This window comes from Pseudomonas sp. Seg1, from assembly GCF_018326005.1.
GTDB lineage: Bacteria > Pseudomonadota > Gammaproteobacteria > Pseudomonadales > Pseudomonadaceae > Aquipseudomonas.
This window is the reverse complement of record NZ_AP021903.1, coordinates 6,197,626-6,219,505: the sequence shown is the minus strand read 5'-3', so window position 1 is coordinate 6,219,505 and position 21,880 is coordinate 6,197,626. Positions and strand designations below refer to the sequence as shown.

The 21,880-nt window shown below is 60.3% G+C and carries 21 protein-coding genes; 14 read left to right on the top strand and 7 right to left on the bottom strand.

The annotated features are described in order from the left end of the window. Positions 1-41 precede the first annotated feature (41 nt). Complete coding sequence (locus tag KI231_RS28010; RefSeq protein ID WP_213026887.1) at positions 42-2,453, bottom strand: penicillin acylase family protein; 2,412 nt, start codon at positions 2,451-2,453, stop codon at positions 42-44. A gap of 102 nt (positions 2,454-2,555) precedes the next feature. Continuing rightward, positions 2,556-3,134 (bottom strand): DUF6436 domain-containing protein, encoded by a 579-nt coding sequence (locus KI231_RS28005; RefSeq protein ID WP_103304371.1) that lies wholly within the window; start codon positions 3,132-3,134, stop codon positions 2,556-2,558. A 98-nt stretch (positions 3,135-3,232) separates the two neighbouring features. On the opposite strand from KI231_RS28005, the gene bipL reads away from it, so the two are divergent. Next, positions 3,233-4,180: a phospholipase BipL gene (gene bipL, locus KI231_RS28000; protein WP_213026886.1), complete on the top strand. Its 948-nt coding sequence runs from the start codon at positions 3,233-3,235 to the stop codon at positions 4,178-4,180. 129 nt (positions 4,181-4,309) lie between these two features. Here bipL and KI231_RS27995 read toward each other — a convergent pair whose 3' ends face one another. Further along, a complete protein-coding gene (locus tag KI231_RS27995) occupies positions 4,310-5,062 on the bottom strand; it encodes a DUF2059 domain-containing protein (protein WP_103304369.1) in 753 nt (250 codons plus the stop codon). A 108-nt stretch (positions 5,063-5,170) separates the two neighbouring features. Between KI231_RS27995 and KI231_RS27990 the strand changes: the two genes are divergently transcribed. Both KI231_RS27990 and KI231_RS27985 read left to right on the top strand, forming a co-directional pair. Then, entirely contained in the window at positions 5,171-5,803 is a 633-nt protein-coding gene (locus tag KI231_RS27990; protein WP_213026885.1) for a 2OG-Fe(II) oxygenase, read from the top strand. A gap of 2 nt (positions 5,804-5,805) precedes the next feature. Beyond that, positions 5,806-6,291 carry a 2-thiouracil desulfurase family protein gene (locus KI231_RS27985; protein ID WP_213026884.1) on the top strand — a complete coding sequence of 162 codons (486 nt, stop codon included), beginning with the start codon at positions 5,806-5,808 and terminating at the stop codon, positions 6,289-6,291. A gap of 119 nt (positions 6,292-6,410) precedes the next feature. On the opposite strand, the gene KI231_RS27980 is transcribed toward KI231_RS27985, so the two are convergent. Continuing rightward, positions 6,411-6,995: a transporter substrate-binding domain-containing protein gene (locus KI231_RS27980; protein WP_213026883.1), complete on the bottom strand. Its 585-nt coding sequence runs from the start codon at positions 6,993-6,995 to the stop codon at positions 6,411-6,413. 134 nt (positions 6,996-7,129) lie between these two features. Here KI231_RS27980 and KI231_RS27975 point away from each other — a divergent pair, with 134 nt between their 5' ends. Further along, on the top strand, positions 7,130-7,555 hold the full coding sequence (locus KI231_RS27975) for a DUF4399 domain-containing protein (protein WP_103304365.1): 426 nt from the start codon (positions 7,130-7,132) through the stop codon (positions 7,553-7,555). A gap of 62 nt (positions 7,556-7,617) precedes the next feature. Here KI231_RS27975 and serA read toward each other — a convergent pair whose 3' ends face one another. Next, on the bottom strand, positions 7,618-8,847 hold the full coding sequence (serA, locus tag KI231_RS27970) for a phosphoglycerate dehydrogenase (RefSeq protein WP_025112046.1): 1,230 nt from the start codon (positions 8,845-8,847) through the stop codon (positions 7,618-7,620). Positions 8,848-9,053: 206 nt separating this feature from the next. Between serA and KI231_RS27965 the strand changes: the two genes are divergently transcribed. The 4 genes from KI231_RS27965 (at position 9,054) to KI231_RS27950 (ending at position 13,349) form a co-directional block, all read left to right on the top strand. Next, a complete protein-coding gene (locus KI231_RS27965) occupies positions 9,054-10,448 on the top strand; it encodes a D-2-hydroxyglutarate dehydrogenase (protein WP_213026882.1) in 1,395 nt (464 codons plus the stop codon). Between the two features lie 41 nt (positions 10,449-10,489). After that, positions 10,490-11,155: a fumarylacetoacetate hydrolase family protein gene (locus tag KI231_RS27960; protein ID WP_213026881.1), complete on the top strand. Its 666-nt coding sequence runs from the start codon at positions 10,490-10,492 to the stop codon at positions 11,153-11,155. Positions 11,156-11,390: 235 nt separating this feature from the next. Next, the gene (locus KI231_RS27955) at positions 11,391-12,314 is read left to right on the top strand and encodes an SdiA-regulated domain-containing protein (RefSeq protein ID WP_213026880.1); all 924 of its coding nucleotides are present in this window, start codon (positions 11,391-11,393) and stop codon (positions 12,312-12,314) included. Between the two features lie 117 nt (positions 12,315-12,431). Next, positions 12,432-13,349: an SdiA-regulated domain-containing protein gene (locus tag KI231_RS27950; RefSeq protein ID WP_213026879.1), complete on the top strand. Its 918-nt coding sequence runs from the start codon at positions 12,432-12,434 to the stop codon at positions 13,347-13,349. A 180-nt stretch (positions 13,350-13,529) separates the two neighbouring features. On the opposite strand, the gene rpiA is transcribed toward KI231_RS27950, so the two are convergent. Further along, positions 13,530-14,204, bottom strand: coding sequence for a ribose-5-phosphate isomerase RpiA (gene rpiA / locus KI231_RS27945; protein WP_007913886.1), 675 nt, complete (start codon positions 14,202-14,204; stop codon positions 13,530-13,532). Positions 14,205-14,516: 312 nt separating this feature from the next. Between rpiA and ilvA the strand changes: the two genes are divergently transcribed. Genes ilvA through KI231_RS27925 form a run of 4 tightly spaced genes read left to right on the top strand, consistent with a single transcriptional unit; the run spans position 14,517 to position 18,220 of the window. Continuing rightward, on the top strand, positions 14,517-16,031 hold the full coding sequence (ilvA, locus tag KI231_RS27940) for a threonine ammonia-lyase, biosynthetic (protein WP_103304359.1): 1,515 nt from the start codon (positions 14,517-14,519) through the stop codon (positions 16,029-16,031). A 39-nt stretch (positions 16,032-16,070) separates the two neighbouring features. Beyond that, complete coding sequence (locus KI231_RS27935; RefSeq protein WP_103304358.1) at positions 16,071-16,484, top strand: DUF2269 family protein; 414 nt, start codon at positions 16,071-16,073, stop codon at positions 16,482-16,484. A 15-nt stretch (positions 16,485-16,499) separates the two neighbouring features. Next, complete coding sequence (locus tag KI231_RS27930; protein ID WP_213026878.1) at positions 16,500-17,756, top strand: SDR family oxidoreductase; 1,257 nt, start codon at positions 16,500-16,502, stop codon at positions 17,754-17,756. Beyond that, complete coding sequence (locus KI231_RS27925) at positions 17,753-18,220, top strand: DUF2269 family protein (RefSeq protein ID WP_213026877.1); 468 nt, start codon at positions 17,753-17,755, stop codon at positions 18,218-18,220. Before KI231_RS27930 ends, KI231_RS27925 begins: the two co-directional genes overlap by 4 nt. Positions 18,221-18,265: 45 nt before the next feature. Here the strand turns inward: KI231_RS27925 and KI231_RS27920 are convergent, their stop codons facing one another. Next, positions 18,266-18,922, bottom strand: coding sequence for a histidinol-phosphatase (locus tag KI231_RS27920; RefSeq protein WP_213026876.1), 657 nt, complete (start codon positions 18,920-18,922; stop codon positions 18,266-18,268). A gap of 143 nt (positions 18,923-19,065) precedes the next feature. On the opposite strand from KI231_RS27920, the gene KI231_RS27915 reads away from it, so the two are divergent. Both KI231_RS27915 and ptsP read left to right on the top strand, forming a co-directional pair. Continuing rightward, positions 19,066-19,545 carry an RNA pyrophosphohydrolase gene (locus tag KI231_RS27915; protein ID WP_003229203.1) on the top strand — a complete coding sequence of 160 codons (480 nt, stop codon included), beginning with the start codon at positions 19,066-19,068 and terminating at the stop codon, positions 19,543-19,545. A 22-nt stretch (positions 19,546-19,567) separates the two neighbouring features. Next, a complete protein-coding gene (ptsP, locus tag KI231_RS27910) occupies positions 19,568-21,847 on the top strand; it encodes a phosphoenolpyruvate--protein phosphotransferase (RefSeq protein ID WP_213026875.1) in 2,280 nt (759 codons plus the stop codon). Positions 21,848-21,880: the final 33 nt, after the last annotated feature.

The following is a 21,880-nucleotide window of genomic DNA, read 5'->3' as shown; positions in this document are numbered from 1 at the left end:
GCTGGCTTGCCAGCGATGAGGCCAGTCCAGTCAATACAACTCTATTGCGCAGCCCGCGCCGGCAACAGCTTCAACGTGCTGCGCGTATTCGCCGTCACCTCTTCCTCGCTGAAATGTGCCTGCACGTACATCCCGTCGACATACGCCTCAGCCTGATCGTCATAGTGACTGTCGAACGGCACACCACTCTGTCCGACCGGGTTGATCGTCAAGCTGTGCGCCGGGTCGGCGAAGTCCACCAGACGCCGCGTCGAAGGCCCGTAAGTCACCGGCCATGGCGCCGGGCCGATCTTCGCCGAAAGGTTGTTCGGCACTTCATGACTGCCCGGCGCCGCGAACGGCCCGACGTTGAAAATCCGGTCCAGCGGCTTCTGCTGCCCCAACGGATGCCCGTGAGTCAGTGTGTGCGCCGCGCCCCATTGCCATCCGGCAACATCGTCGCCAAGGGTCAGTTTCAGATGCTTGATGCTCGCCTGCCACGCTGTGCGCACGACATCGGCGCGGGTCTCTTTGGCTGGGGTGGCGCGGTTGTCCCACCACGGTGAATCGGCGTTCGCCGCCAGCCGTGGCAGTGCCGAATCGATCACCCGTGTCGACAACAGCGTGTCGAAAAAGTCATTGCCCAACTCATCCCGCATCGCCGCATCGGCGAGGTCGTAGAGGAACTGGTTGAACAGCGTCGCACTGACCGAATCCAGCGGGTAGTCGCCTGGCCATTGCGCCAGTTGCTCGACCAGTTTCAGTTGCGCCGGGTCGCTGACGACCTCACGCAGCACTGGCAGCAACGGCGCCAGCAGACGCGGGCCGTAAGCGGTGGTGGTACCCAGTTGCAGCTTCTGATTGGCCTCGTTGCTCCACTTCACATTCTTGTCGCTGAGCTGGCGATTGAGCTGTTGGCCCCGGTCGGCGAGGTTGTAGTAACCGGGAATCTCCATGCCGGTCGGCGAAACCGGCTGAAAGTTGGCCGAGACGATGTAACCGCGCGCCGGGTTCTCTTCCTGCGGGTTGGCGCTGAACGGGTAGTAACCTTCCTTGTCGGCCTGATTGCTGCTGCCGTCGAGAATGAAACCCGGCTTCACCCCGACCGGGCGTTTTGGCAGCAACGCCGAGGCCCACCAGCCGATATCACCCTTGGCGTTGGCGTAAACCAGATTCAGCCCCGGCGCCTGCACCTTGGCCGCCGCAGCGCGGGCCTTGGCCAGCGTGTCGGCCCGGTTGAGCTGGTAGAAACCTTCGAGGATCGGGTTCGGTGTTTCGAGGAATGCCCACCACATCGCAATCGGCGTCTTGCCGGCGGCCGTACCCAGCGCATCGTTGACGATCGGCCCGTGCGGCGACTGACGCAGGGTGATGGTCACTGGCGTCTGGCCCTTCACATTGATCTGCTGCTCGGTGACGACCATGTCGGTCCACTGGCCGCGATACCAGACCTGATTCGGATTATCCGGATTGACCTTCTCGGCGATCAGGTCCAGATCGTCGTTCTGGAACATGGTCAGGCTCCAGCCGAAATCGAGGTTGTGCCCCAAAAACGCGAACGGCACTAGCGCCTGATGATGGCCATAGAGTTCGAAACCCGGCGCCGACAATTGCGCCTCGTACCACACCGACGGCACCGAGAAACGAATGTGCGGATCGCCGGCCAGCAGCGGTTTGCCGCTCTGGCTGCGACTGCCCGCGATGACCCAGGCATTGCTGCCTTCAAACTGCGGCAGACCGTTGTCGATCATTGCCTGTTCGCTGAGGCGAGCGAGGGCGTTGAGGTCTTTCCAGTCGCCGGCGGCAAGCGCCGGAGTCGGGTTTGCACGACCCTTCGCCAACACGCCTTTAGGCTGCCAGTCGAGGTCGAAGACATTGAGGTAGTCGGCGCCCAGTTGATCGCGCACGTAAGTCAGCAACGGCTCGGTGCGAAACGCCGCGGCAAAGCTGTAGGCCATGTAACCGGCGACACTGATGCTGTCTTCAGCCGTGAACGGCCGCTTGGGGATGCCCAGCACGTCGAACTCGATAGGCGCCGCGTGGGTGTCCTGATATTGGTTGATGCCATCCAGATAGGCTTGCAGGCCCTTCCACGCCGGCGACTGCTTATCGAGACTGGCGACGTAACTGGCCGCGCGTTCACGAATGCGCAGGCTGCGGAACAGTTTGTCAGTGTCGAGCAGTTTTGGCCCGAGCACTTCGGCCAGTTCGCCACGGGCGAGGCGGCGCATCGCTTCCATCTGGAACAGCCGGTCCTGGGCATGCACATAGCCGAGGGCGCGGTACAGGTCGGTTTCATTCTCGGCACGGATGTGCGGCACGCCGCGCTCGTCATAGCGTACGGTCACCGAACCCTGCAGGTTGCGCAGTTCAACCTGGCCCTGGCGGGATGGCTGCTTGCTGTAGACATACCAGCCGGCGCCGGCGAGCAGAACAACGATGAGCAAGGCAAGAACGGTGAACACGCGCTTCATGGTGACTCCTTGTGCATGCGGGATTGCCGCCCGTCGGGCTGCAAACAATTAGCACAGACCTTCTGTGCCGTGCATCGCTGTCCTTGAAAAGTCCGGAATGCCTTACTGCGCCTCCACCGGCCACGGGCAATAGCAGCCGACCGCCAGGGTGTGTGTAGCATTCACCGGGCGATCATCCGTCAGCGCATTGAGGATCGGTTCGATAAAACTGTTACTGGAGTTACAGGTGAGGCCTTCGCTGTAGGGACCGAAGTACGCCAGTTTGCCGCTGCGGTCCCAAATCGCCACGGCCGGGCTGGCGGGAATCTGCTCGGAGCCGGGCAACACCGTGATGGTTTTCAGGCTGCTCAGCGTGGCGGGCAACTGGCCGTGGCTGCCGGCTCTCTGCACGGCAAAAAACTCCACGCCTTTGCCGCTGAAGTGCTCGACCATTTCGGTCAGGTGCTGTTGATTGCCGACGTTGCACGGGCAGGCCGGGTCCCAGAAGTGGACGAGACGGATATTGCCGGGGCCAGCGAGGTTATCGGGAAGACGCAAAGGATCGCCGGAAAAAACCGCGGTGTGTTCGCTGAACGCCCGCAGGTAGCGCCCCTGAAACCAGTCATACGCGGCCCACAGCACGCCTGCACACACAAGCGCGAGCAGGCTGGCAAACAGTGCGGTGCGGTAGGGCGAACGCATGGTTTTCGATCCTCGAAGGCCGGCTAGCTTGCCATGCCTGACTCAACAGATGAATATCGCAGGCCGATAAAGTCTGTTTACCGTTCTGGAATTGCCTCATGCCTGCCACTTTCGACCCCGATCAAATCCGCGCCAGCCTCAAGCCTCTGGCCGAGTGGCAGGCGTTGTCCGAGGAGTCGAAAGCATATCAACGGTTCTACCAGACCGACTTCCCCGAACGTGATGTCTGGCGTGGCATGGGGCGGTTTGCCGTGGATGGTTACGAACTGGTCAGCCATTGCTGGTGGCCGGAAAAGGTCAAGGGCACGCTGTTTCTGTTGCACGGTTTCTACGATCACACCGGGCTCTATCGGCATGTGATCGAGTGGGCGCTGGATCAGGATTTCGCCGTGATTGCCTGCGACTTGCCGGGGCACGGTCTGTCGAGCGGGCCGCGAGCGAGCATCCGCGACTTCTCCGAATATCAGGACGCGCTGCAAGCCTTGTTCGCCGAAGCGAATTCGATTGCGCTACCGCAGCCCTGGCATTTGTGCGGGCAAAGTACCGGCGGCGCGATCGTGGTCGATCATGTGCTCAATCATGGCGAGAGCAGTCCGGCGCAGGGTCAGTTGATCTTGCTGTCGCCGCTTGTACGGCCGCGGGCGTGGGGCTGGTCGCAGCTGAGTTATTACTTGCTGCGGCCGTTTGTGCGGGGCATCGCCCGACGTTTCAGCGAGAACTCCAACGATCCGGATTTCCTGCCGTTTCTGCTCGCCGATCCGTTGCAGCCCAAGCGTTTGCCGACGGCATGGGTCGGAGCCTTGTCGCGCTGGATCAACCGGGTCGAGTATGCGAAAAAAAGTCCGCGGCGGCCGCTGATCATTCAGGGGCAGGCGGACATGACGGTCGACTGGCAGCACAATTTGCAGGTGTTGAAGTGGAAGTTTGATCGGCCGCAGATCTTGCTGCTGCCCGAGGCGCGGCATCATCTGGCCAATGAGACGGTGGAGATGCGCGAGGAGTATTTCGAGTTTCTGAGCAAGCGGATCAGGGGCAGGAATCTCTAGAGGATTCACTGGCCTCATCGCTGGCAAGCCAGCTCCCACAAGGATCCTCCGTGAGTTCAGAATGTGTGAGCGCCAAGGACCCTGTGGGAGCTGGCTTGCCAGCGATGACGGCCTGTCAGGCGATAGAGATCACTGGCTAAGGTTCGACGTATTCTGTCCCACCGCCAACCCCGCCCGAATCGCCGCCAGCGCCGCCTGGTAATAAGCCTTGCCCTCGGTCGATTCGGCAAACGTCGCGAACTCTTCCAGCTCTTCATCGGACAGGTCGCGATACACGTAGAGCAGCGTGTTGTTCATGTCCGCGCCAATCTGCTCCATCAAGCGCTGACGTTGCCCATTCAACATGCCCTGCGCCTGACCGCCGCCGAGCAGTCCCGGGATCATCGAACTCAAACTGTCCGCGGCCACGCCGGCAATCGCCAGACTGACTTCGGCGCCAGCCTCGCGGGCAGGCAGCGCCTGGGCGAGGTGGCCGATGATCAGCAGGCGGCTGTCGCTGGCCGGCATCTTCGGCAGGCCCTTGGCATTTTTTGCCAGCTGATCGCGGCGGGTCGCCAGTAATTCAGCGGCAACGATTTTCTTGCCCAACGGCGATTGAAAGAAAGACAGCGCCGGTTTCGGATCGGCGAGCTTCTGCCGCAATTGAGCTTCGGCGCGCTGGTCCATGGCCTGTGGCGCAAAACGCTGATTGCTGTTGTTCACCAGCGCTTGAAACACGGCGGGCGGCAGGCTGTTTTGATAGCGCTGCTGCGCGGCACTCAGGGCGTCGTTGAAATGCGCACGTTGATCTGGCCAGCCGGCGACCTTGTACAGCTGATCGTGGCCGTCCGCCCAGGCGGGCAAAACACAGAACATCAACAGTGAAAAAAGCAAACGGCGCATAGGGACTCCTGTCAGCAGCGGACTATTCTCCGTGCGGTGCCGGTACTTGTCGAGAATTCGTATCCAGCCGCCGCGTGGCTCTGTCGGATTTCTTGCCGCCGACATACTATGCGCGCCATGCAAATATCCTCTGAACACCCGCTGCTGTTACGTATCGTCGACGACCTGGCCGAACACGGCTGGTCGCAGCAGAACATTTTCCTGCCCGCGGGTTTGACCCGCGAGCTGGCGGCCGAGTGCCGCAAACGTGAGGCCGAGGGTGAACTGGCGCCAGCGGCTGTTGGCCGTGGGCCGTTTTCAGAGATTCGCGAGGGGATTCGCGGCGACCATATCCAATGGATCGACCCGGGGCAGGCCGAGGCCAGCGACCGATATCTGAACCTGATGGACAGTCTGCGCGAGGCACTCAACCGGGGCTTGTTCCTCGGTCTTGAAGACTTTGAATGCCATTTCGCCCTGTACCCGCCGGGTGCGTTTTATCGCAGGCATGTCGACCGTTTTCGCGACGATGACAAGCGCATGGTTTCGGTGGTGGTCTACCTCAATGATGCCTGGCTGCCGGAGGATGGTGGCCAGTTGCGCATGTATCTGCACGGCGACCGCGTGCACGATGTGCAGCCCACCGGCGGTTGTCTGGTGGTGTTTCTCTCCGGCGAGGTGCCTCATGAAGTGCTGCCGGCGAATCGCGAGCGCTTGTCGCTGACCGGTTGGTTCCGCCGCCGTGGCAACGAGCCGTTCTGATCATGCAGAAGATTCTGGTCAGCCGCTGCCTGTTGGGCCACCGCGTGCGCTACGACGGCGGGGCCAGCGGGCCGTTTGATTTGCTCGAACAGTGGATTGCCGAAGGGCGTGTGGTGCCGTTGTGTCCGGAAGTCGCGGGCGGTTTGCCGACACCCCGAGCAGCGGCAGAGATTCCGGGCGGGCAGGGTAGTGAAGTGCTCGATGGCGTTGCTTCGGTGATCACTACCGAGGGCGAGGATGTCAGCGCACAGTTTCTTGATGGTGCGCGGCAGGCACTAGAGTTGGTGCGCAAGCACGGTATTCGGGTGGCGGTGCTCAAGGCCAATAGCCCGTCGTGCGGCAATCTGCTGACGTATGACGGCACGTTCAGTGGAGTGAAAGTCAGCGGTGAAGGCGTGACAGCTGCACTGCTCAAACGCCATGGCGTGCAGGTTTTCAGCGAACTTGAACTGCCGCAGGCTGCAACAGCCCTGACAAAACTCGACTAGCCATTCACCACAAAACACTGTGGGAGCTGGCTTGCCAGCGATGGCATTGGGTCAGCCACCATCATTGCTGACTGACCCACCGCTATCGCTGGCAAGCCAGCTCCCACAGGTTTTTTTGTTCACTTCAGGTTTTCAGTGGTCTGCGCTTTGAACCACTTCTCGGTCAGCGCCGCCAGGCGCCCATCCGCTTTGATTCGCTGTATTGCGCTCGCAAGGCTGGCCTGAAACGCCGGATTGCCCTTCTGAAACGGAATCGCCAACTCCACTGGTGCCGCCGCTTTTGGCTTCTCTTCCGTCAACGCCTGCACCAGCACCATCGGCCGTGGTTGCTCATCGTTTTTCGCCAGCAACTGCGATTCAACCTTGCCGTATGGCTCGCTGAAGTCGAAACGATCCTTGAGTTCAGGTGTCAGTGCTATGTGGTTGAGCGCGACGTCGTACTTGCCGCTTTCAACGCCCTGGAGCAGATCGCCTTCGTCGGTGACGATGAAGTCGGCGCGTACATCCAGCTCGTTGGCCAGCAGTTGCCCCAGCTCGACCTCGAACCCCGTGAGTGTGTCGCCATCCTTGAAATTGAAGGGCGGTGTATTAGCCTCAATGGCGATGCGCAACTCGCCACGGTCGTTGACGTCATCAATCAGTTCGGCGTGAGCCAATGGGCTCAAAAGGGGTAGCAGGCAGATCAGGCCAGGCAGAAAACGCATGGTCACTCCTTTGAAATCATTATCGCGGCCTGTGTTTCTGGCGCGCTTTGCTATGGTTGTCGAGTGCCTTCGACAACGAATGGTCATGAAGTTGTCATGACCGTGCGGATTTTACGGAAAAACTGGAGAAGAAAATGAAAAGCTTTATGTCACGTGCGGCGATGGCCGGTGTGCTGATGGGTGTTTCGGTGCTGGCCAGTGCGGCGACTCCGGCTCCAAAGGGTGCTGAAGTGTTCATCGTTTCTCCCGAGGACGGGGCGACTGTTTCGCAAACCTTTACCGTCAAGTTCGGCGTCAAGGACGTCTCCCTCGCACCCGCTGGCGATGTCACCAAAAACTCCGGTCACCACCATTTGCTGATCGACGTCGACAAGCTGCCGGCAGCCGGTGCGCCGATTCCCAACGATGCCAACCACATGCACTTTGGCAAGGCCCAGACCCAGGCCGACGTCAAATTGGCCCCGGGCAAACACACTCTGCAACTGGAGTTGGGCGACAGCGGCCATATGCCGTTCGATCCACCGATCGTCTCGAAGAAGATCACCGTCAACGTGGAGTAACTTTTCCACAGGCATGAAAAAGGGAGCCCGAAGGCTCCCTTTTTTTGTCGCTCAGCGTTCGATCAGAACAGCACGCGGCTACGGATAGTACCGTTGACGTGTTGCAGCTTCTCTTGCGCCAGCTCCGAGTACTCGGCGTCGACGTCGATTACCACGTAACCGACTTTCTCGTTGGTCTGCAGGAACTGACCGGAGATGTTGATGCCGTTTTCGGCGAAGACCTTGTTGATCTCGCTCATCACACCCGGAATGTTCTCGTGGATGTGCAGCAGGCGGTGCTTGCCAGGGTGAGCCGGCAGGGCTACTTCCGGGAAGTTGACCGACGAAACGGAAGTACCGTTGTCGCTGTATTTGACCAGTTTTTCCGCCACTTCCAGACCGATGTTGGCTTGCGCTTCGGCGGTCGAGCCACCGATGTGCGGGGTCAGGATCACGTTGTCGAGGCCACGCAGCGGGCTTTCGAACTCTTCGTCGTTGGAGCGTGGCTCCACCGGGAATACGTCGATGGCCGCGCCGATCAGGTGCTTGTCCTTGATCGCGTCCGCCAGGGCGTCCAGCTCGACCACGGTGCCGCGCGCCGCGTTGATCAGGATGCCGCCCTTCTTGATGGCGCGGATTTCCTTCTCGCCGATCATCCACTGGGTCGCAGCGGTTTCCGGAACGTGCAGGGTGACGATGTCGGACATGCCCAGCAGCTCGTGCAGGTTGCCGACCTGCGTGGCGTTGCCCAGCGGCAGCTTGGTCACGGTGTCGTAGAAGAACACCTGCATGCCCAGACCTTCAGCCAGAACCGACAGCTGCGTACCGATCGAGCCGTAGCCGACGATGCCCAGCTTCTTGCCACGGATCTCGAAGGAGTTGGCTGCGGATTTGATCCAGCCACCACGGTGGCAGGAAGCGTTTTTCTCAGGGATGCCGCGCAGCAGCAGAATCGCTTCGGCCAGCACCAGCTCGGCAACGGAGCGAGTGTTGGAGTACGGCGCGTTGAACACGGCGATACCGCGCTCGCGGGCAGCACTCAGGTCAACCTGGTTGGTGCCGATGCAGAAACAGCCGACTGCCACCAGCTTCTTCGCGTGATCGAAGATTTCTTCGGTCAGTTGGGTGCGAGAACGAATGCCGATGAAGTGAGCGTCAGCGATCTTTTCCTTGAGCTGGGCTTCCGGCAAGGAACCTGTCAGGTATTCGATGCTGGTGTAGCCCGCCGCCTTGAGGACGTCGACAGCCGATTGGTGGACGCCTTCGAGAAGAAGGAACTTGATCTTGCTCTTATCGAGAGAAGTCTTGCTCATCTGCGTAAACCTGTATCCCGGAGAAAAATGGCAGGGAGGGGAGCAGCCTGGAGCTGACCCAAACGGCAGGAAAGCCGTTACCGCAGATCTGGCCTTGGGCACTGTCCTGCGGGGTCGGTATGCTAGCATAGCCGCCCCGCTAAACACTCATTCCTGCGACGTGAAGCGTTCTCAGGATGACCATGAATTGTTCGAGAGTTCTGTCGATGACCAATCCTGCCCTGATTGATGAACTGAAGACCCTGGTCGAGCCTGGCAAGGTCCTGACCGACGCCGACTCCCTGAACGCGTACGGCAAGGATTGGACCAAGCATTTCGCCCCGGCCCCAAGCGCCATCGTGTTCCCCAAGACCATCGAGCAGGTGCAGGCCGTTGTCCGTTGGGCCAACACGCACAAGGTCGCGCTGGTGCCATCGGGCGGGCGCACCGGGCTTTCCGCTGCTGCGGTGGCCGCGAATGGTGAAGTGGTGGTCTCGTTCGACTACATGAACCAGATTCTCGACGTGAACCTCACAGACCGCACCGCCGTGTGTCAGCCGGGTGTGGTCACCGAGCATTTGCAGAACGTCGCCGAAGAAAAAGGCCTGTATTACCCGGTCGACTTCGCTTCTGCAGGTTCCAGCCAGATTGGCGGCAACATCGGCACCAATGCCGGCGGAATCAAGGTGATTCGCTACGGTATGACCCGCAACTGGGTGGCCGGGATGAAAGTCGTCACCGGCAAGGGCGATGTGCTGGAGCTGAACAAAGACCTGATCAAGAACGCCACCGGTTATGACCTGCGGCAACTGTTCATCGGCGCTGAAGGCACCCTCGGTTTCGTCGTCGAAGCGACCATGCGTCTGGATCGTGCGCCGAAAAACCTCACCGCGATGGTCCTTGGCACTGCCGATTTCGACTCGATCATGCCGGTGCTGCACGCCTTCCAGGGCAAGCTCGACCTGACCGCGTTCGAATTCTTCTCCGACAAAGCCCTGGCCAAGGTCATGGGGCGCGGCGATGTGCCGGCGCCGTTCGAAACCGCCTGCCCGTTCTATGCCTTGCTGGAATTTGAAGCGACCACCGAAGAAGTAGCCAACAGCGCACTGGAAACCTTCGAACACTGTGTCGAGCAGGGCTGGGTGCTGGACGGCGTGATGAGCCAGAGCGAAACCCAGTTGCAGAACCTGTGGAAGCTGCGCGAGTACATCTCCGAGACCATCTCGCACTGGACGCCGTACAAGAACGACATCTCGGTCACCGTTTCGAAAGTGCCGGCGTTCTTGCAGGAAATCGACGCAATCGTCGGCGAACACTACCCGGATTTCGAAATTGTCTGGTTCGGCCACATCGGCGACGGCAACCTGCACCTGAACATCCTCAAGCCGGAAAACCTGAGCAAGGATGAGTTCTTCGCCAAGTGCGCCACCGTCAACAAGTGGGTGTTCGAAACCGTCGAGAAGTACAACGGCTCGATCTCCGCCGAGCACGGCGTCGGCATGACCAAGCGCGATTACTTGACCTACAGCCGTTCCCCGGTCGAAATCGAGTACATGAAAGCGGTGAAAGCGGTGTTCGACCCGAACGGCATCATGAACCCGGGCAAGATCTTCGCGGTTTGATCTGTAATTCTTGATGAATCAATGAAGGCAGGAGTCGGTAAATGAGCTATCAGCACCAGTATGTCGACGGCACGCGCATCCACTTCCCGATCGGGAAAGTCGTGTGCATTGGCCGTAATTACGCCGAACACGCCAAGGAACTGGACAACCCGGTGCCTACCGAGCCGTTGCTGTTCATCAAGCCGGGCAGTTGCGTGGTCGAGCTGGAAGGCGGTTTCAGCATTCCGACCGAGCGCGGCTCGGTGCACTACGAAGCGGAAATCGCCGTGTTGATCGGCAAGCCGCTGTCGACCAAACCGAGCCGTGAAGAAGTGCTCGATGCGATCTCCGGTTTCGCCCCGGCGCTGGATCTGACTTTGCGCGACAAGCAGGCTGAATTGAAAGCCAAGGGCCTGCCGTGGGAAATCGCCAAGTCGTTCGACGGCGCGGCGGTGCTTGCCCCGTTCGTGGTCGGCAGCACCTTCGCCGACCTGACCGACATCGGCATCCGCCTGACCATCAACGGCGAAGTCCGTCAGGACGGCAACAGCAGCGCGATGCTCAACCCGATCGTGCCGATGATCCAGCACATGGCCGGCTGCTTCTCGCTGCAGGCCGGTGACGTGATCCTCACTGGCACGCCGGTGGGTGTTGGTCCGCTGAATGTCGGCGATGACATCGTTCTGGAACTGGTCGGTGCGAGCAGCTTCAACAGCAGCGTGCGCTAACCGCCACACCGCAAATCTCTTGTGGGAGCCAGCCTTTGTGGTGAGGGGATAAATCCCCTCGCTACAAGAGTCGGTCTCATATCCAGATTTGTGATCCTTCCCGCAACGGTGCAGGGCAATCCCGCCATTTGCCGTTTTTTTCACATCTTGTACGGATAATTCCTCTCATTCTGGCGTCTTAGCCGGCTTCTTTATGCTATTACCCATAGCCTGAAATTTCGGAACGCGTCCATCGATGTCATCTCAACCTCAGCTCAAATCGCCACGCCGCTCACGATTCGCCCTGCGCTGGTATGCCTGGCTGCTGTTGGTGATTGCCGCGGCATACGGCCTGGCGTTCGCCATGCATTGGGATGACCGCGGGGTGTTGTGGGTGCTGGAGCGCTTCGAAAGCCAGGCCGAGCAGAAAGAAAGCATCTGGCTGCCGGACTATCGGGTGGTCATCGATGCCAAGCCGCTGACGGGCATGGACAAGGACGAGGCCTCCGACCTGTCCTATAACCCGCAGACCAAGACCCTGTTTTCGGTGATGGGCAAAAATCCGTTTCTCGCCGAGCTGAATCTGCAAGGCGATGTGCTGCGCAAGATGCCGCTGGTCGGCTGGAGCAATCCTGAAGGCCTGACCGTCATGGAAAACGGCTTGATGGCGATTGTCGATGAGCGCCAGCACCTGCTCTCGATCGTCAAAGTCGATGCCGACACCCGTGAACTGAACATCGCCAATTTCCCCAAATACGACCTCGGTCCGTCGAAAGACCAGAACAAGGCCTTCGAAGCGATCACCTGGGACCCGCGCAACCACCAGTTGCTGCTGGGTGAAGAACGCCCGCCGGCACTGTTCACCTGGAAAAGCGATGGCAGCCAGACTCTGAACGGCGACAAGCAGAAACTGGCCAGTGATGAGCTGGATATCCGCAATCTCTCTGCTCTGGCAATCGACCCGCGCACTGGCCACACACTGGTGCTGTCCGCCGATTCGCACTTGTTGCTGGAGTTGGACGAGAAGGGCGAACAGGTCAGCTTCATGACCCTGCTCGGCGGCTTCAACGGCCTGAAGAACACCATCCCCCGCGCCGAAGGCGTGACCATGGACGAGGCGGGCACGTTGTACATGGTCAGCGAACCCAACCTGTTCTATCGCTTCGAAAAAAAGCGATAACTGTCCTCGCGGCAATTTCAGACAAGTCTGATTGTCCTGACAGGCAAGTGGCCATTAAGCTTCAGTTCAGACGGGCGTGATATTTCATCCGCCTGTTTTGATCCCGAGCCCATCCACATGCGTCGACTTGCCCGCCCCAAACCTCTGATTGTCTTCCTGTCGGTGATTGCCCTGATCGCGTTGATTGCGATCGGTCAATACATGCGCCTGTTCGAGCGCGCCTGGTTTAACTTGCACACACTATGGCAACCGCAGAGTAGCGAGTCGATTGGGCTGGATCAGTATCGCGTGGAGATTGAGGCGCGGGTGATTGAAGGGCTGGACGACGATGTTTCGGCGCTGACCTTCGATCCGGTGCGCAAAAGCCTGTTCACCGTGACCAACAAGAATTCCGAGCTGGTCGAACTGTCGCTTGAAGGCAAGATCCTGCGGCGTATCGCCCTGATCGGTTTCGGCGATCCCGAAGCCGTCGAGTACATCAGCGCCGACACCTACGTGATCACTGACGAGCGTCAGCAGCGGCTGATCAAGATTCACTTGGAGGCAGGCACCACGTTCCTCGACGCGGCGGACGCTGAGCAGATGACCCTCGGCGTGCATATGGCCAGCAACAAAGGTTTTGAAGGTCTGGCGTATGACTCGGTGGGCAAGCGCCTGTTTGTCGCGAAAGAGCGCAATCCGATGCTGATCTACGAAGTGCACGGCTTCCCGCATTTCAATCCGGAGAAGTCCTACGCGGTGCATGTGATCAACGATCCCAAGCGTGACGCCGGGATGTTCGTGCGCGATCTGTCGAGCCTGCAATACGACGAGCGCAGCGGCCATTTATTGGCGCTGTCGGACGAGTCGCGATTGATTCTGGAGCTGGATGTCGATGGACGCCCGTTGAGCACGATGTCCATCAGCGGCGGTCGGCAGGGTTTGAAGAAGACCGTACCGCAAGCGGAGGGGATTGCGATGGATGACGACGGCACGTTGTATCTGGTGAGTGAGCCGAACCTGTTTTACGTCTTCAAAAAACCGGCACAGCCCTGACCAATACCCCAAAACACTGTGGGAGCTGGCCCTGTGGTGAGGGGATTTATCCCCGATGGGTCGCGAAGCGGCCCCAGAAAAGGGGTCTGCTGCGCAGTCCATCGGGGATAAATCCCCTCACCACAAAGGCTCACTCCTACCGGGGCATTTCATCTACCCATCAATTTCGGGCAGTCCGGCTTACTCAGCCTTGAGGGTTTTCACGCCTTCGCTGGTACCCAGCAACAGCAGATCCGCCGGACGCGCCGCGAACAGACCGTTGGTGACCACGCCGACAATTGCATTGATCTGCGCTTCCAGCTCGACCGGGTTGGTGATCTGCAAATTGAACACGTCGAGGATGATGTTGCCGTTGTCGGTCAGCACGCCTTCGCGGTAGACCGGGTCGCCGCCCAGTTTCACCAGTTGGCGCGCGACGTGGCTGCGGGCCATCGGGATCACTTCGACCGGCAGCGGGAATTCGCCCAGCACCGGCACCAGTTTGCTGGCGTCGGCGATGCAGATGAAGGTCTTGGCCACGGCCGCCACGATCTTCTCGCGGGTCAGGGCCGCGCCACCGCCCTTGATCAGATTCAGGTGAGCGTCGCTTTCGTCGGCGCCGTCGACGTAGAACTCCAGGTCACTGACGGTGTTCAGCTCATACACTGGAATCCCGTGGCCCTTCAGGCGCGCGGCGGTGGCTTCGGAGCTGGCGACTGCGCCGTCGAACGCACCCTTGTGTTGCGCCAGGGCGTCGATGAAGCAGTTGGCAGTGGAGCCGGTGCCGACCCCGACGATGCTCTTGTCGTCGAGTTTCGGAAGGATGAAGTCGACGGCGGCCTGAGCCACTGCCTGTTTGAGTTGATCCTGGGTCATGCGGGCTCCGGAAGCGGGCGAGGGGAGAACGGAAAGGCCGGCATTATATCCCCATGCCCGGCGAAAACCTCCTGTGGTGAGGGGATTTAACGAAACGTCGCACCGCCCCGACCGGCGACGCAGTCGTCGTGAAACCTGAGGGTGCGGTATCACTTGATGACTGCTGGGGGAGTGCTTCGCACTCCATCGGGGATAAATCCCCTCGCCACAATGGGTTCTCGCTGGCTAAAACCACCTGTTTAGTGTGGTCGCCCGGGCAAAAGCCGGGTTAGACTCCTTGGCCCTGCCCAACCCGCTCAGTGATGCTTTCCGATGCTCGAACAGTACGTCAAAAAGATCCTCACCTCGCGCGTTTATGACGTTGCCGTAGAAACCCCGCTGCAGAACGCTCGCCAGCTCTCCGAGCGGCTGGGCAATGACATCTGGCTCAAGCGCGAAGACTTGCAGCCGGTGTTCTCGTTCAAGATTCGCGGCGCCTACAACAAGTTGACCCAACTGACTGAAGAAGAGCGCGCCCGTGGCGTGGTCACCGCGTCGGCGGGCAACCATGCGCAGGGTCTGGCCTTGGCGGCGAAAGTGCTGGGCGTAAAAGCCACCATCGTCATGCCCAAGACCACCCCCGAGATCAAAGTCGAAGGCGTGCGTTCGCGCGGCGGCAAAGTGGTGCTGCACGGCGATTCATTCCCGGAAGCCCTGGCCTACTCGCTGAAACTGGTCGACGAAAAAGGCTACGTCTACATTCACCCGTACGACGATCCGCACACCATTGCCGGGCAGGGCACCGTGGCGATGGAGATTCTGCGTCAGCACCCACAGCCACTGGATGCGATTTTCGTCCCGGTCGGTGGCGGCGGGCTGATCGCCGGCATCGCTGCGTACGTGAAATACCTGCGGCCGGACATCAAGGTCATCGGCGTCGAACCGGATGACTCCAATTGCCTGCAAGCTGCGATGGCGGCGGGCGAGCGCGTGGTACTGCCGACCGTGGGCATCTTCGCCGACGGCGTCGCCGTGGCGCAGATCGGTCAGCACACCTTCGACATCTGCAAGGATTACGTCGATGAAGTGATCACCGTCAGCACCGACGAGATCTGCGCGGCAATCAAGGATATCTACGACGATACCCGCTCGATCACCGAACCTGCCGGCGCCCTGGGCGTGGCCGGAATCAAGAAGTACGTTGAACAGCGCGGTGTCAGCGGCCAGACCTTCGTCGCCATCGACTCCGGGGCCAATGTCAACTTCGACCGCTTGCGCCACGTTGCCGAGCGCGCCGAGCTGGGTGAAGGCCGCGAAGCGATCATCGCCGTGACCATCCCCGAGAAGGCCGGCAGCTTCAAGGCGTTCTGCGAGGCCATCGGCAAGCGTCAGATCACCGAATTCAACTATCGCTACAACACCGGCAGCGAAGCGCACATCTTCGTCGGCGTGCAGACCCATCCGGAAAACGATCCGCGCAGTGCACTGCTGGCGAGCCTGACCGAGCAGGGTTTCCCGGTCCTCGACCTGACCGACAACGAACTGGCCAAGTTGCACATCCGCCACATGGTCGGCGGACGCGCGGCGCAGGTTGTAGATGAAGTGGTGTTTCGCTTCGAGTTCCCGGAGCGTCCGGGCGCGCTGTTCAACTTCCTCAACAAGCTTGGTGGGCGCTGGAACATCTCGATGTTCCATTACCGCAACCACGGCGCGGCGGATGGCCGGGTGGTCGCTGGTCTGCAAGTGCCGCATGACGAGCGTCATCTGGTACCGGCGGCGCTGGAAGAAATCGGCTACCCGTATTGGGATGAGAGCGAGAACCCGGCCTATCAGTTGTTTCTTGGCTAAACGGCTACGCTGAAGGGCACGTCCCAAGGAAGACAAAGTATGGAAACCCTGACCACTCTGAAAATCCTGCATGTCGCCGCGACAGCCGTATTGCTGGTCTGTGGTGTCGGCCTTGGCTATCTGACCTGGCGCAAGCGCAGCGAAGGGGCGGCCAGCACGTTGCGTCGCCCGTGGATTTTCGTCTGGTGCCTGATGCTGCTGTGCATGTTCAGCATGCCCTTCAGCGGCTGGTGGCTGGTGCACCTGGTGGGCTGGCCGCTGGGCCAGACCTGGATTCTGTTTTCTGGCGTGATCTACACCGTGGCGACTCTCGGCACCTTGTGGTTGCTGGCGCGACTCAACCGCGTGCGGGTCGGTCAGGCCGGTAACTGGAAATTCACCCTGATTCTGGCCATTGTCAGCGCCGTCGGGTTTCTCGCGATTGCCGGATTGATGGGCGCAAAACCGGTTTAAGCGACAAGGACTGTGATGAAAATTCTGCTGGTGGGCGGCACCGGGTTTGTCGGCCGCCACCTCCTGCGTGCGCTGTGCGCTGCGGGCCACTGCGTCATCGCCACCAGCCGCGAACCGCAAGTGTCGGTATGGCCAGGTGTCGAATGGCGTCAGCTCGACCTCGCTGTGTTGGCGGTTGATCCCACACATTTTGCTTTGCCTGACGATATCGACTTGCTGATCAATGCCGCCGGCCTGTTGAGCGTGGATGAGCAGGCGTTGAGCCTGATTCAGGATCGCGGTGCCCGGGCATTGTTCGATCTGGCCGCACGCAAAGGCGTGCGGGTTCTGCAGATTTCAGCGCTGGGTGCGGCGGCACAATCCGATGTGCCGTTTCTGGCGAGCAAAGGCCAGGCTGACGACTACCTGCTGAAGCTGGACACCGTCGCGGTGGTGCTGCGCCCTTCGCTAGTGCTCGGTGCTGGCGGGACAAGCAGTCTCTGGCTCGCGGGGCTTTCGCCATGGCTATTGATTCCCCTGTTGGATCTCAAGGCTCGATCACAACCCGTCCATATCGATGACGTGGTGGGTGCGGTGCTGGCCCTGTTGCGGCAATGGCCCGCGCAGTCGCTGGTGTTGCCGTGTGTCGGGCCTGAGCCGATGACGCTGGCTCAGGTCATCGATTGTTTGCGCCGGGCGCAAGGTTGGATGCCGGGACGTTATGTGCAGGTTCCGCAACTATTGCTGCGCACCGGCAGTTGGCTGGGAGAGCGTTTCGGCTGGCGTGCATTGAATCGGCAAAGCGTGAAGCTGGCGCAGCGCGACAATCTCGCTGATCCCGACGTGCTGACGTCGATTTGCGGCTATCAAGCCGCTCCGCTACACGCTCGACTGCAAGATTGGCCGACCGTGGCCCAGAGTGTTCAGCGCGCGCTGCGCCCGTTGATGTTGGTGGTAATGGCGCTGATCTGGCTGGGCACTGCCGCGGTGTGTCTGGGCCCCGGCTACCAATGGAGCCTGCGGATCATGGCCGAAACCGGCGTGCACGGCGCCTGGGCGCAGGTCGCGGTGATCGGTGGAGCCATCTTCGATGGTGTATTGGGCGTCGCTATGCTGTTCAGCCGTTGGCGCCGGGAGGCGTTTCGCCTGCAATTGGGGTTGATGCTCGCCTACACCGTCTACATAACCCTGGTGTTGCCCCACTACTGGTTTGATCCTTACGCGGCCGTCGGCAAAAATCTGGTGCTGATGGTGGCTACTTTATGGCTTCTCTGGACTGAACCTCGCCGATGAGCGCTTATCTGCTGCTGAAAACCCTGCATATTCTGTCGTCGACGATTCTCTTCGGGCTGGGTGCCGGCTCGGCTTATTACGCGCTCAGGGCGTGGCGTTCCGGCAAGGTCGAAGTGATCGCCGTGACCTTCAAACATCTGGTGTTTGCCGATTGGGCGTTCACCACCACGACAGCAGTGTTTCAGCCGTTGAGTGGCCTGGGCTTGATGCACATGGCCGGTTGGCCACTGCAGCAGACCTGGCTGATGTGGAGCATTGGCCTGTATGTCCTGGCCGGAATTTGCTGGTTGCCGGTGGTCTGGTTGCAGATTCGCGTGCACAGGATGGCCGATCAGGCGCTGCTGCAAGGGACGCCGATGCCTGTAAAGGCCTCGACCTACATGCGCTGGTGGTTTGCCTTGGGGTGGCCGGCATTTCTGGCGTTTATGGCGATTTTCTACCTGATGGTGGCAAAACCCGCGTGAAGCGCTGCCCACAGCGATGTGCAAAACGCTGTGGGCAAGCGGATATCAGTCGCGCAGGCTGATTACCGGCCAGCCACGTTTCTCGGCTTCGGCGCGCAGATTCGGGTCCGGGTCGACAGCCACCGGGTTCGTCACTTGCTCCAGCAGCGGCAAATCATTCATCGAATCGCTATAGAAATAGCTGTCGTCGAGCGAATAGCCGGTCTCCTCCAGCCAGCGATTCAGGCGCGTCACCTTGCCCTCACGGAAGCACGGGATGTCGGTGCTGCGCCCGCTGTAGCGGCCATCAACCATTTCGCACTCGGTGGCGATCAGGGTTTCGACGCCCAAACGAACAGCAATCGGCGCGGTAACGAAACGGTTGGTCGCCGTGATGATCACCAGTTTGTCGCCGGCATCGCGGTGCTTTTTCAGCAGTTCCAGTGCCTTGGGCAGCACGATCGGCTCGATGCAGTCGCGCATGTAATCGCTGTGCCATTGCTCAAGCACGGCCATTTCGGTTCGGCCGAGGATCTCCAGGCAGAAGTTCAGGTAGGCTGCGTTATCCAGTTTGCCGGCCAGGTAATCCTGATAGAACTCGTCGTTGCGCTGCTTGTACGCCACCGGGTCGAGGAAGCCGCGTTCACACAGATAGTCGCCCCAGGCGTGATCGCTGTCGCCGCCCAGAAGGGTGTTGTCCAAATCGAATAGAGCCAGGCGCATTGCAGTTACCCGCTGAAAAGTCAGTAAAAAGGCGACAAGAATACGGTCTTTTCACAAGAGTGCACATAAGGTAGGAACCTTCGTTGCCGCCTTATCAAGCTTTGTGGAACAATGCGGCGACATGCGTTTGCGAGGTTGTTGCCGTGATCGACCCCGATGGTTTCCGTCCCAATGTCGGGATCATTCTGACGAATGACGCCGGCCAGGTGCTATGGGCTCGCCGTATCAATCAAGATGCCTGGCAGTTTCCACAGGGGGGAATCAACCCCGAGGAGACGCCGGAGGACGCCTTGTACCGCGAGCTGAACGAAGAAGTTGGCCTGGAACGTGAAGATGTTGAAATACTCGCCTGTACTCGGGGCTGGTTGCGCTATCGTTTGCCGCAACGTCTGGTGCGTACCCACAGCCAACCGCTGTGCATCGGCCAGAAACAGAAATGGTTTCTCCTGCGCCTGATCTCCAACGAGCAGCGGGTGCGGATGGATTTGACCGGTAAACCGGAGTTCGATGGCTGGCGCTGGGTCAGCTATTGGTATCCGTTGGGCCAGGTGGTGACATTCAAGCGCGAGGTGTATCGCCGCGCCCTCAAAGAGCTTGCCCCGCGCCTTTTAGCGCGCGACTGACGACGGAGTTCGACCCCGAGCCATGCTCAATACGCTGCGCAAGATCGTCCAGGAAGTTAACTCCGCCAAGGATCTCAAGGCGGCGTTGGGGATTATTGTGTTGCGCGTCAAAGAGGCCATGGGCAGCCAGGTCTGCTCGGTCTACCTGCTTGATCCCGAGACCAATCGCTTCGTCCTGATGGCCACCGAGGGCTTGAACAAGCGCTCGATCGGCAAGGTCAGCATGGCACCCAACGAAGGTCTGGTCGGTCTGGTCGGCACGCGTGAAGAACCCCTGAACCTCGAAAACGCCGCGGATCACCCGCGCTATCGCTACTTCGCCGAAACCGGCGAAGAGCGCTATGCCTCGTTCCTCGGTGCCCCGATCATTCACCACCGCCGCGTCGTCGGCGTGTTGGTCATCCAGCAAAAAGAACGTCGCCAGTTCGATGAAGGTGAAGAAGCCTTCCTCGTGACCATGAGTGCGCAGCTTGCCGGCGTTATCGCCCATGCCGAGGCTACCGGTTCGATCCGTGGCCTGGGCCGTCAGGGCAAGGGTATCCAGGAAGCCAAGTTCGTCGGCGTGCCGGGTTCGCCGGGTGCGGCGGTCGGTACTGCAGTTGTCATGCTGCCGCCCGCTGATCTGGACGTGGTGCCGGACAAGACCATCACCGACATCGACGCTGAGCTGGCGCTGTTCAAGACCGCCATCGAAGGCGTGCGCGCCGACATGCGTGCCTTGTCCGCCAAGCTTGCGACCCAGTTGCGCCCGGAAGAGCGCGCGCTGTTCGACGTCTACCTGATGATGCTCGACGATGCCTCGCTGGGCAGCGAAATCACCACTGTGATCAAGACTGGCCAGTGGGCGCAGGGCGCGCTGCGTCAGGTGGTCACCGAACACGTCAACCGTTTCGAATTGATGGACGACGCCTACCTGCGTGAGCGCGCCTCGGACGTCAAGGATCTCGGCCGCCGCCTGCTCGCTTACTTGCAGGAAGAACGTCAGCAGAACCTGGTCTACCCGGAAAAAACCATTCTGGTCAGCGAAGAGCTGACGCCGGCAATGCTCGGCGAGGTGCCGGAAGGCACGCTGGTCGGTCTGGTTTCGGTACTTGGTTCGGGTAACTCCCACGTCGCGATCCTCGCCCGGGCCATGGGCATTCCGACGGTGATGGGTCTGGTCGATCTGCCGTATGCCAAGGTCGACGGCATCGAAATGATCGTCGACGGTACGCGCGGCGAGGTCTACACCAACCCGAGCGAAGTGCTGCGCAAGCAGTTCGCCGAAGTCGTCGAAGAAGAGAAACAACTGGCGTTGGGCCTCGACACCCTGCGCGACCTGCCGTGCGTGACCCTCGATGGCCACCGCATGCCGCTGTGGGTCAACACCGGCCTGCTGGCCGATGTGGCGCGGGCGCAGAAGCGTGGCGCCGAAGGTGTCGGCCTGTACCGCACCGAAGTGCCGTTCATGATCAACCAGCGCTTCCCGAGCGAGAAGGAACAACTGGCGATCTATCGTGAACAGCTCGCCGCGTTCCACCCACAACCGGTAACCATGCGCAGCCTCGACATCGGTGGTGACAAGTCGCTGTCGTACTTCCCGATCAAGGAAGACAACCCGTTCCTCGGCTGGCGCGGCATTCGCGTCACCCTCGACCACCCGGAAATCTTCCTGGTGCAGACCCGCGCGATGCTCAAGGCCAGCGAAGGCCTGAACAACCTGCGGATTCTGCTGCCGATGATCTCCGGCACTCATGAACTCGAAGAAGCCTTGCACCTGATTCACCGGGCTTGGGGTGAAGTGCGCGACGAAGGCACCGACGTGCCGATGCCGCCGATTGGCGTGATGATCGAGATTCCGGCGGCCGTGTACCAGACCAAGGAACTGGCGCGGATGGTCGACTTCCTGTCCGTCGGTTCCAACGACTTGACCCAGTATTTGCTGGCAGTCGACCGTAACAACCCGCGTGTGGCCGACCTCTACGACTACCTGCACCCGGCGGTGCTGCAAGCGTTGCAAACCGTGGTCCGCGATGCGCATGCCGAAGGCAAACCGGTGAGCATCTGCGGCGAGATGGCCGGTGACCCGGCGGCGGCCGTGCTGTTGATGGCGATGGGGTTCGACAGCCTGTCGATGAACGCCACCAACTTGCCGAAGGTGAAATGGATGTTGCGTCAGGTCAATCTGAGCAAGGCCAAGGAACTGCTGGCGGAGTTGATGACCATCGATAATCCGCAAGTTATCCACAGCTCGTTGCAACTGGCGCTGAAGAATCTTGGGTTGTCGAAGATCAATCCGCCGGCGGTCAACAAAGCCCTCTAAAAGGCTGCTGGCCTCATCGCTGGCAAGCCAGCT

What these genes read in the sequence shown, in the direction of transcription:
- KI231_RS28010 (WP_213026887.1), bottom strand. Translation starts at nt 2,453, where the DNA reads ATGAAGCGCGTGTTCACCGTTCTTGCCTTGCTCATCGTTGTTCTGCTC.
- KI231_RS27930 (WP_213026878.1), top strand. Translation starts at nt 16,500, where the DNA reads ATGAAAATTCTGCTGGTGGGCGGCACCGGGTTTGTCGGCCGCCACCTC.
- KI231_RS27985 (WP_213026884.1), top strand. Translation starts at nt 5,806, where the DNA reads ATGCAGAAGATTCTGGTCAGCCGCTGCCTGTTGGGCCACCGCGTGCGC.
- serA (WP_025112046.1), bottom strand. Translation starts at nt 8,847, where the DNA reads ATGAGCAAGACTTCTCTCGATAAGAGCAAGATCAAGTTCCTTCTTCTC.
- KI231_RS27955 (WP_213026880.1), top strand. Translation starts at nt 11,391, where the DNA reads ATGTCATCTCAACCTCAGCTCAAATCGCCACGCCGCTCACGATTCGCC.
- KI231_RS27960 (WP_213026881.1), top strand. Translation starts at nt 10,490, where the DNA reads ATGAGCTATCAGCACCAGTATGTCGACGGCACGCGCATCCACTTCCCG.
- ptsP (WP_213026875.1), top strand. Translation starts at nt 19,568, where the DNA reads ATGCTCAATACGCTGCGCAAGATCGTCCAGGAAGTTAACTCCGCCAAG.
- KI231_RS27935 (WP_103304358.1), top strand. Translation starts at nt 16,071, where the DNA reads ATGGAAACCCTGACCACTCTGAAAATCCTGCATGTCGCCGCGACAGCC.
- KI231_RS27995 (WP_103304369.1), bottom strand. Translation starts at nt 5,062, where the DNA reads ATGCGCCGTTTGCTTTTTTCACTGTTGATGTTCTGTGTTTTGCCCGCC.
- bipL (WP_213026886.1), top strand. Translation starts at nt 3,233, where the DNA reads ATGCCTGCCACTTTCGACCCCGATCAAATCCGCGCCAGCCTCAAGCCT.
- rpiA (WP_007913886.1), bottom strand. Translation starts at nt 14,204, where the DNA reads ATGACCCAGGATCAACTCAAACAGGCAGTGGCTCAGGCCGCCGTCGAC.
- KI231_RS27920 (WP_213026876.1), bottom strand. Translation starts at nt 18,922, where the DNA reads ATGCGCCTGGCTCTATTCGATTTGGACAACACCCTTCTGGGCGGCGAC.
- KI231_RS27980 (WP_213026883.1), bottom strand. Translation starts at nt 6,995, where the DNA reads ATGCGTTTTCTGCCTGGCCTGATCTGCCTGCTACCCCTTTTGAGCCCA.
- KI231_RS27975 (WP_103304365.1), top strand. Translation starts at nt 7,130, where the DNA reads ATGAAAAGCTTTATGTCACGTGCGGCGATGGCCGGTGTGCTGATGGGT.
- KI231_RS27950 (WP_213026879.1), top strand. Translation starts at nt 12,432, where the DNA reads ATGCGTCGACTTGCCCGCCCCAAACCTCTGATTGTCTTCCTGTCGGTG.
- KI231_RS28005 (WP_103304371.1), bottom strand. Translation starts at nt 3,134, where the DNA reads ATGCGTTCGCCCTACCGCACCGCACTGTTTGCCAGCCTGCTCGCGCTT.
- KI231_RS27965 (WP_213026882.1), top strand. Translation starts at nt 9,054, where the DNA reads ATGACCAATCCTGCCCTGATTGATGAACTGAAGACCCTGGTCGAGCCT.
- KI231_RS27925 (WP_213026877.1), top strand. Translation starts at nt 17,753, where the DNA reads ATGAGCGCTTATCTGCTGCTGAAAACCCTGCATATTCTGTCGTCGACG.
- ilvA (WP_103304359.1), top strand. Translation starts at nt 14,517, where the DNA reads ATGCTCGAACAGTACGTCAAAAAGATCCTCACCTCGCGCGTTTATGAC.
- KI231_RS27990 (WP_213026885.1), top strand. Translation starts at nt 5,171, where the DNA reads ATGCGCGCCATGCAAATATCCTCTGAACACCCGCTGCTGTTACGTATC.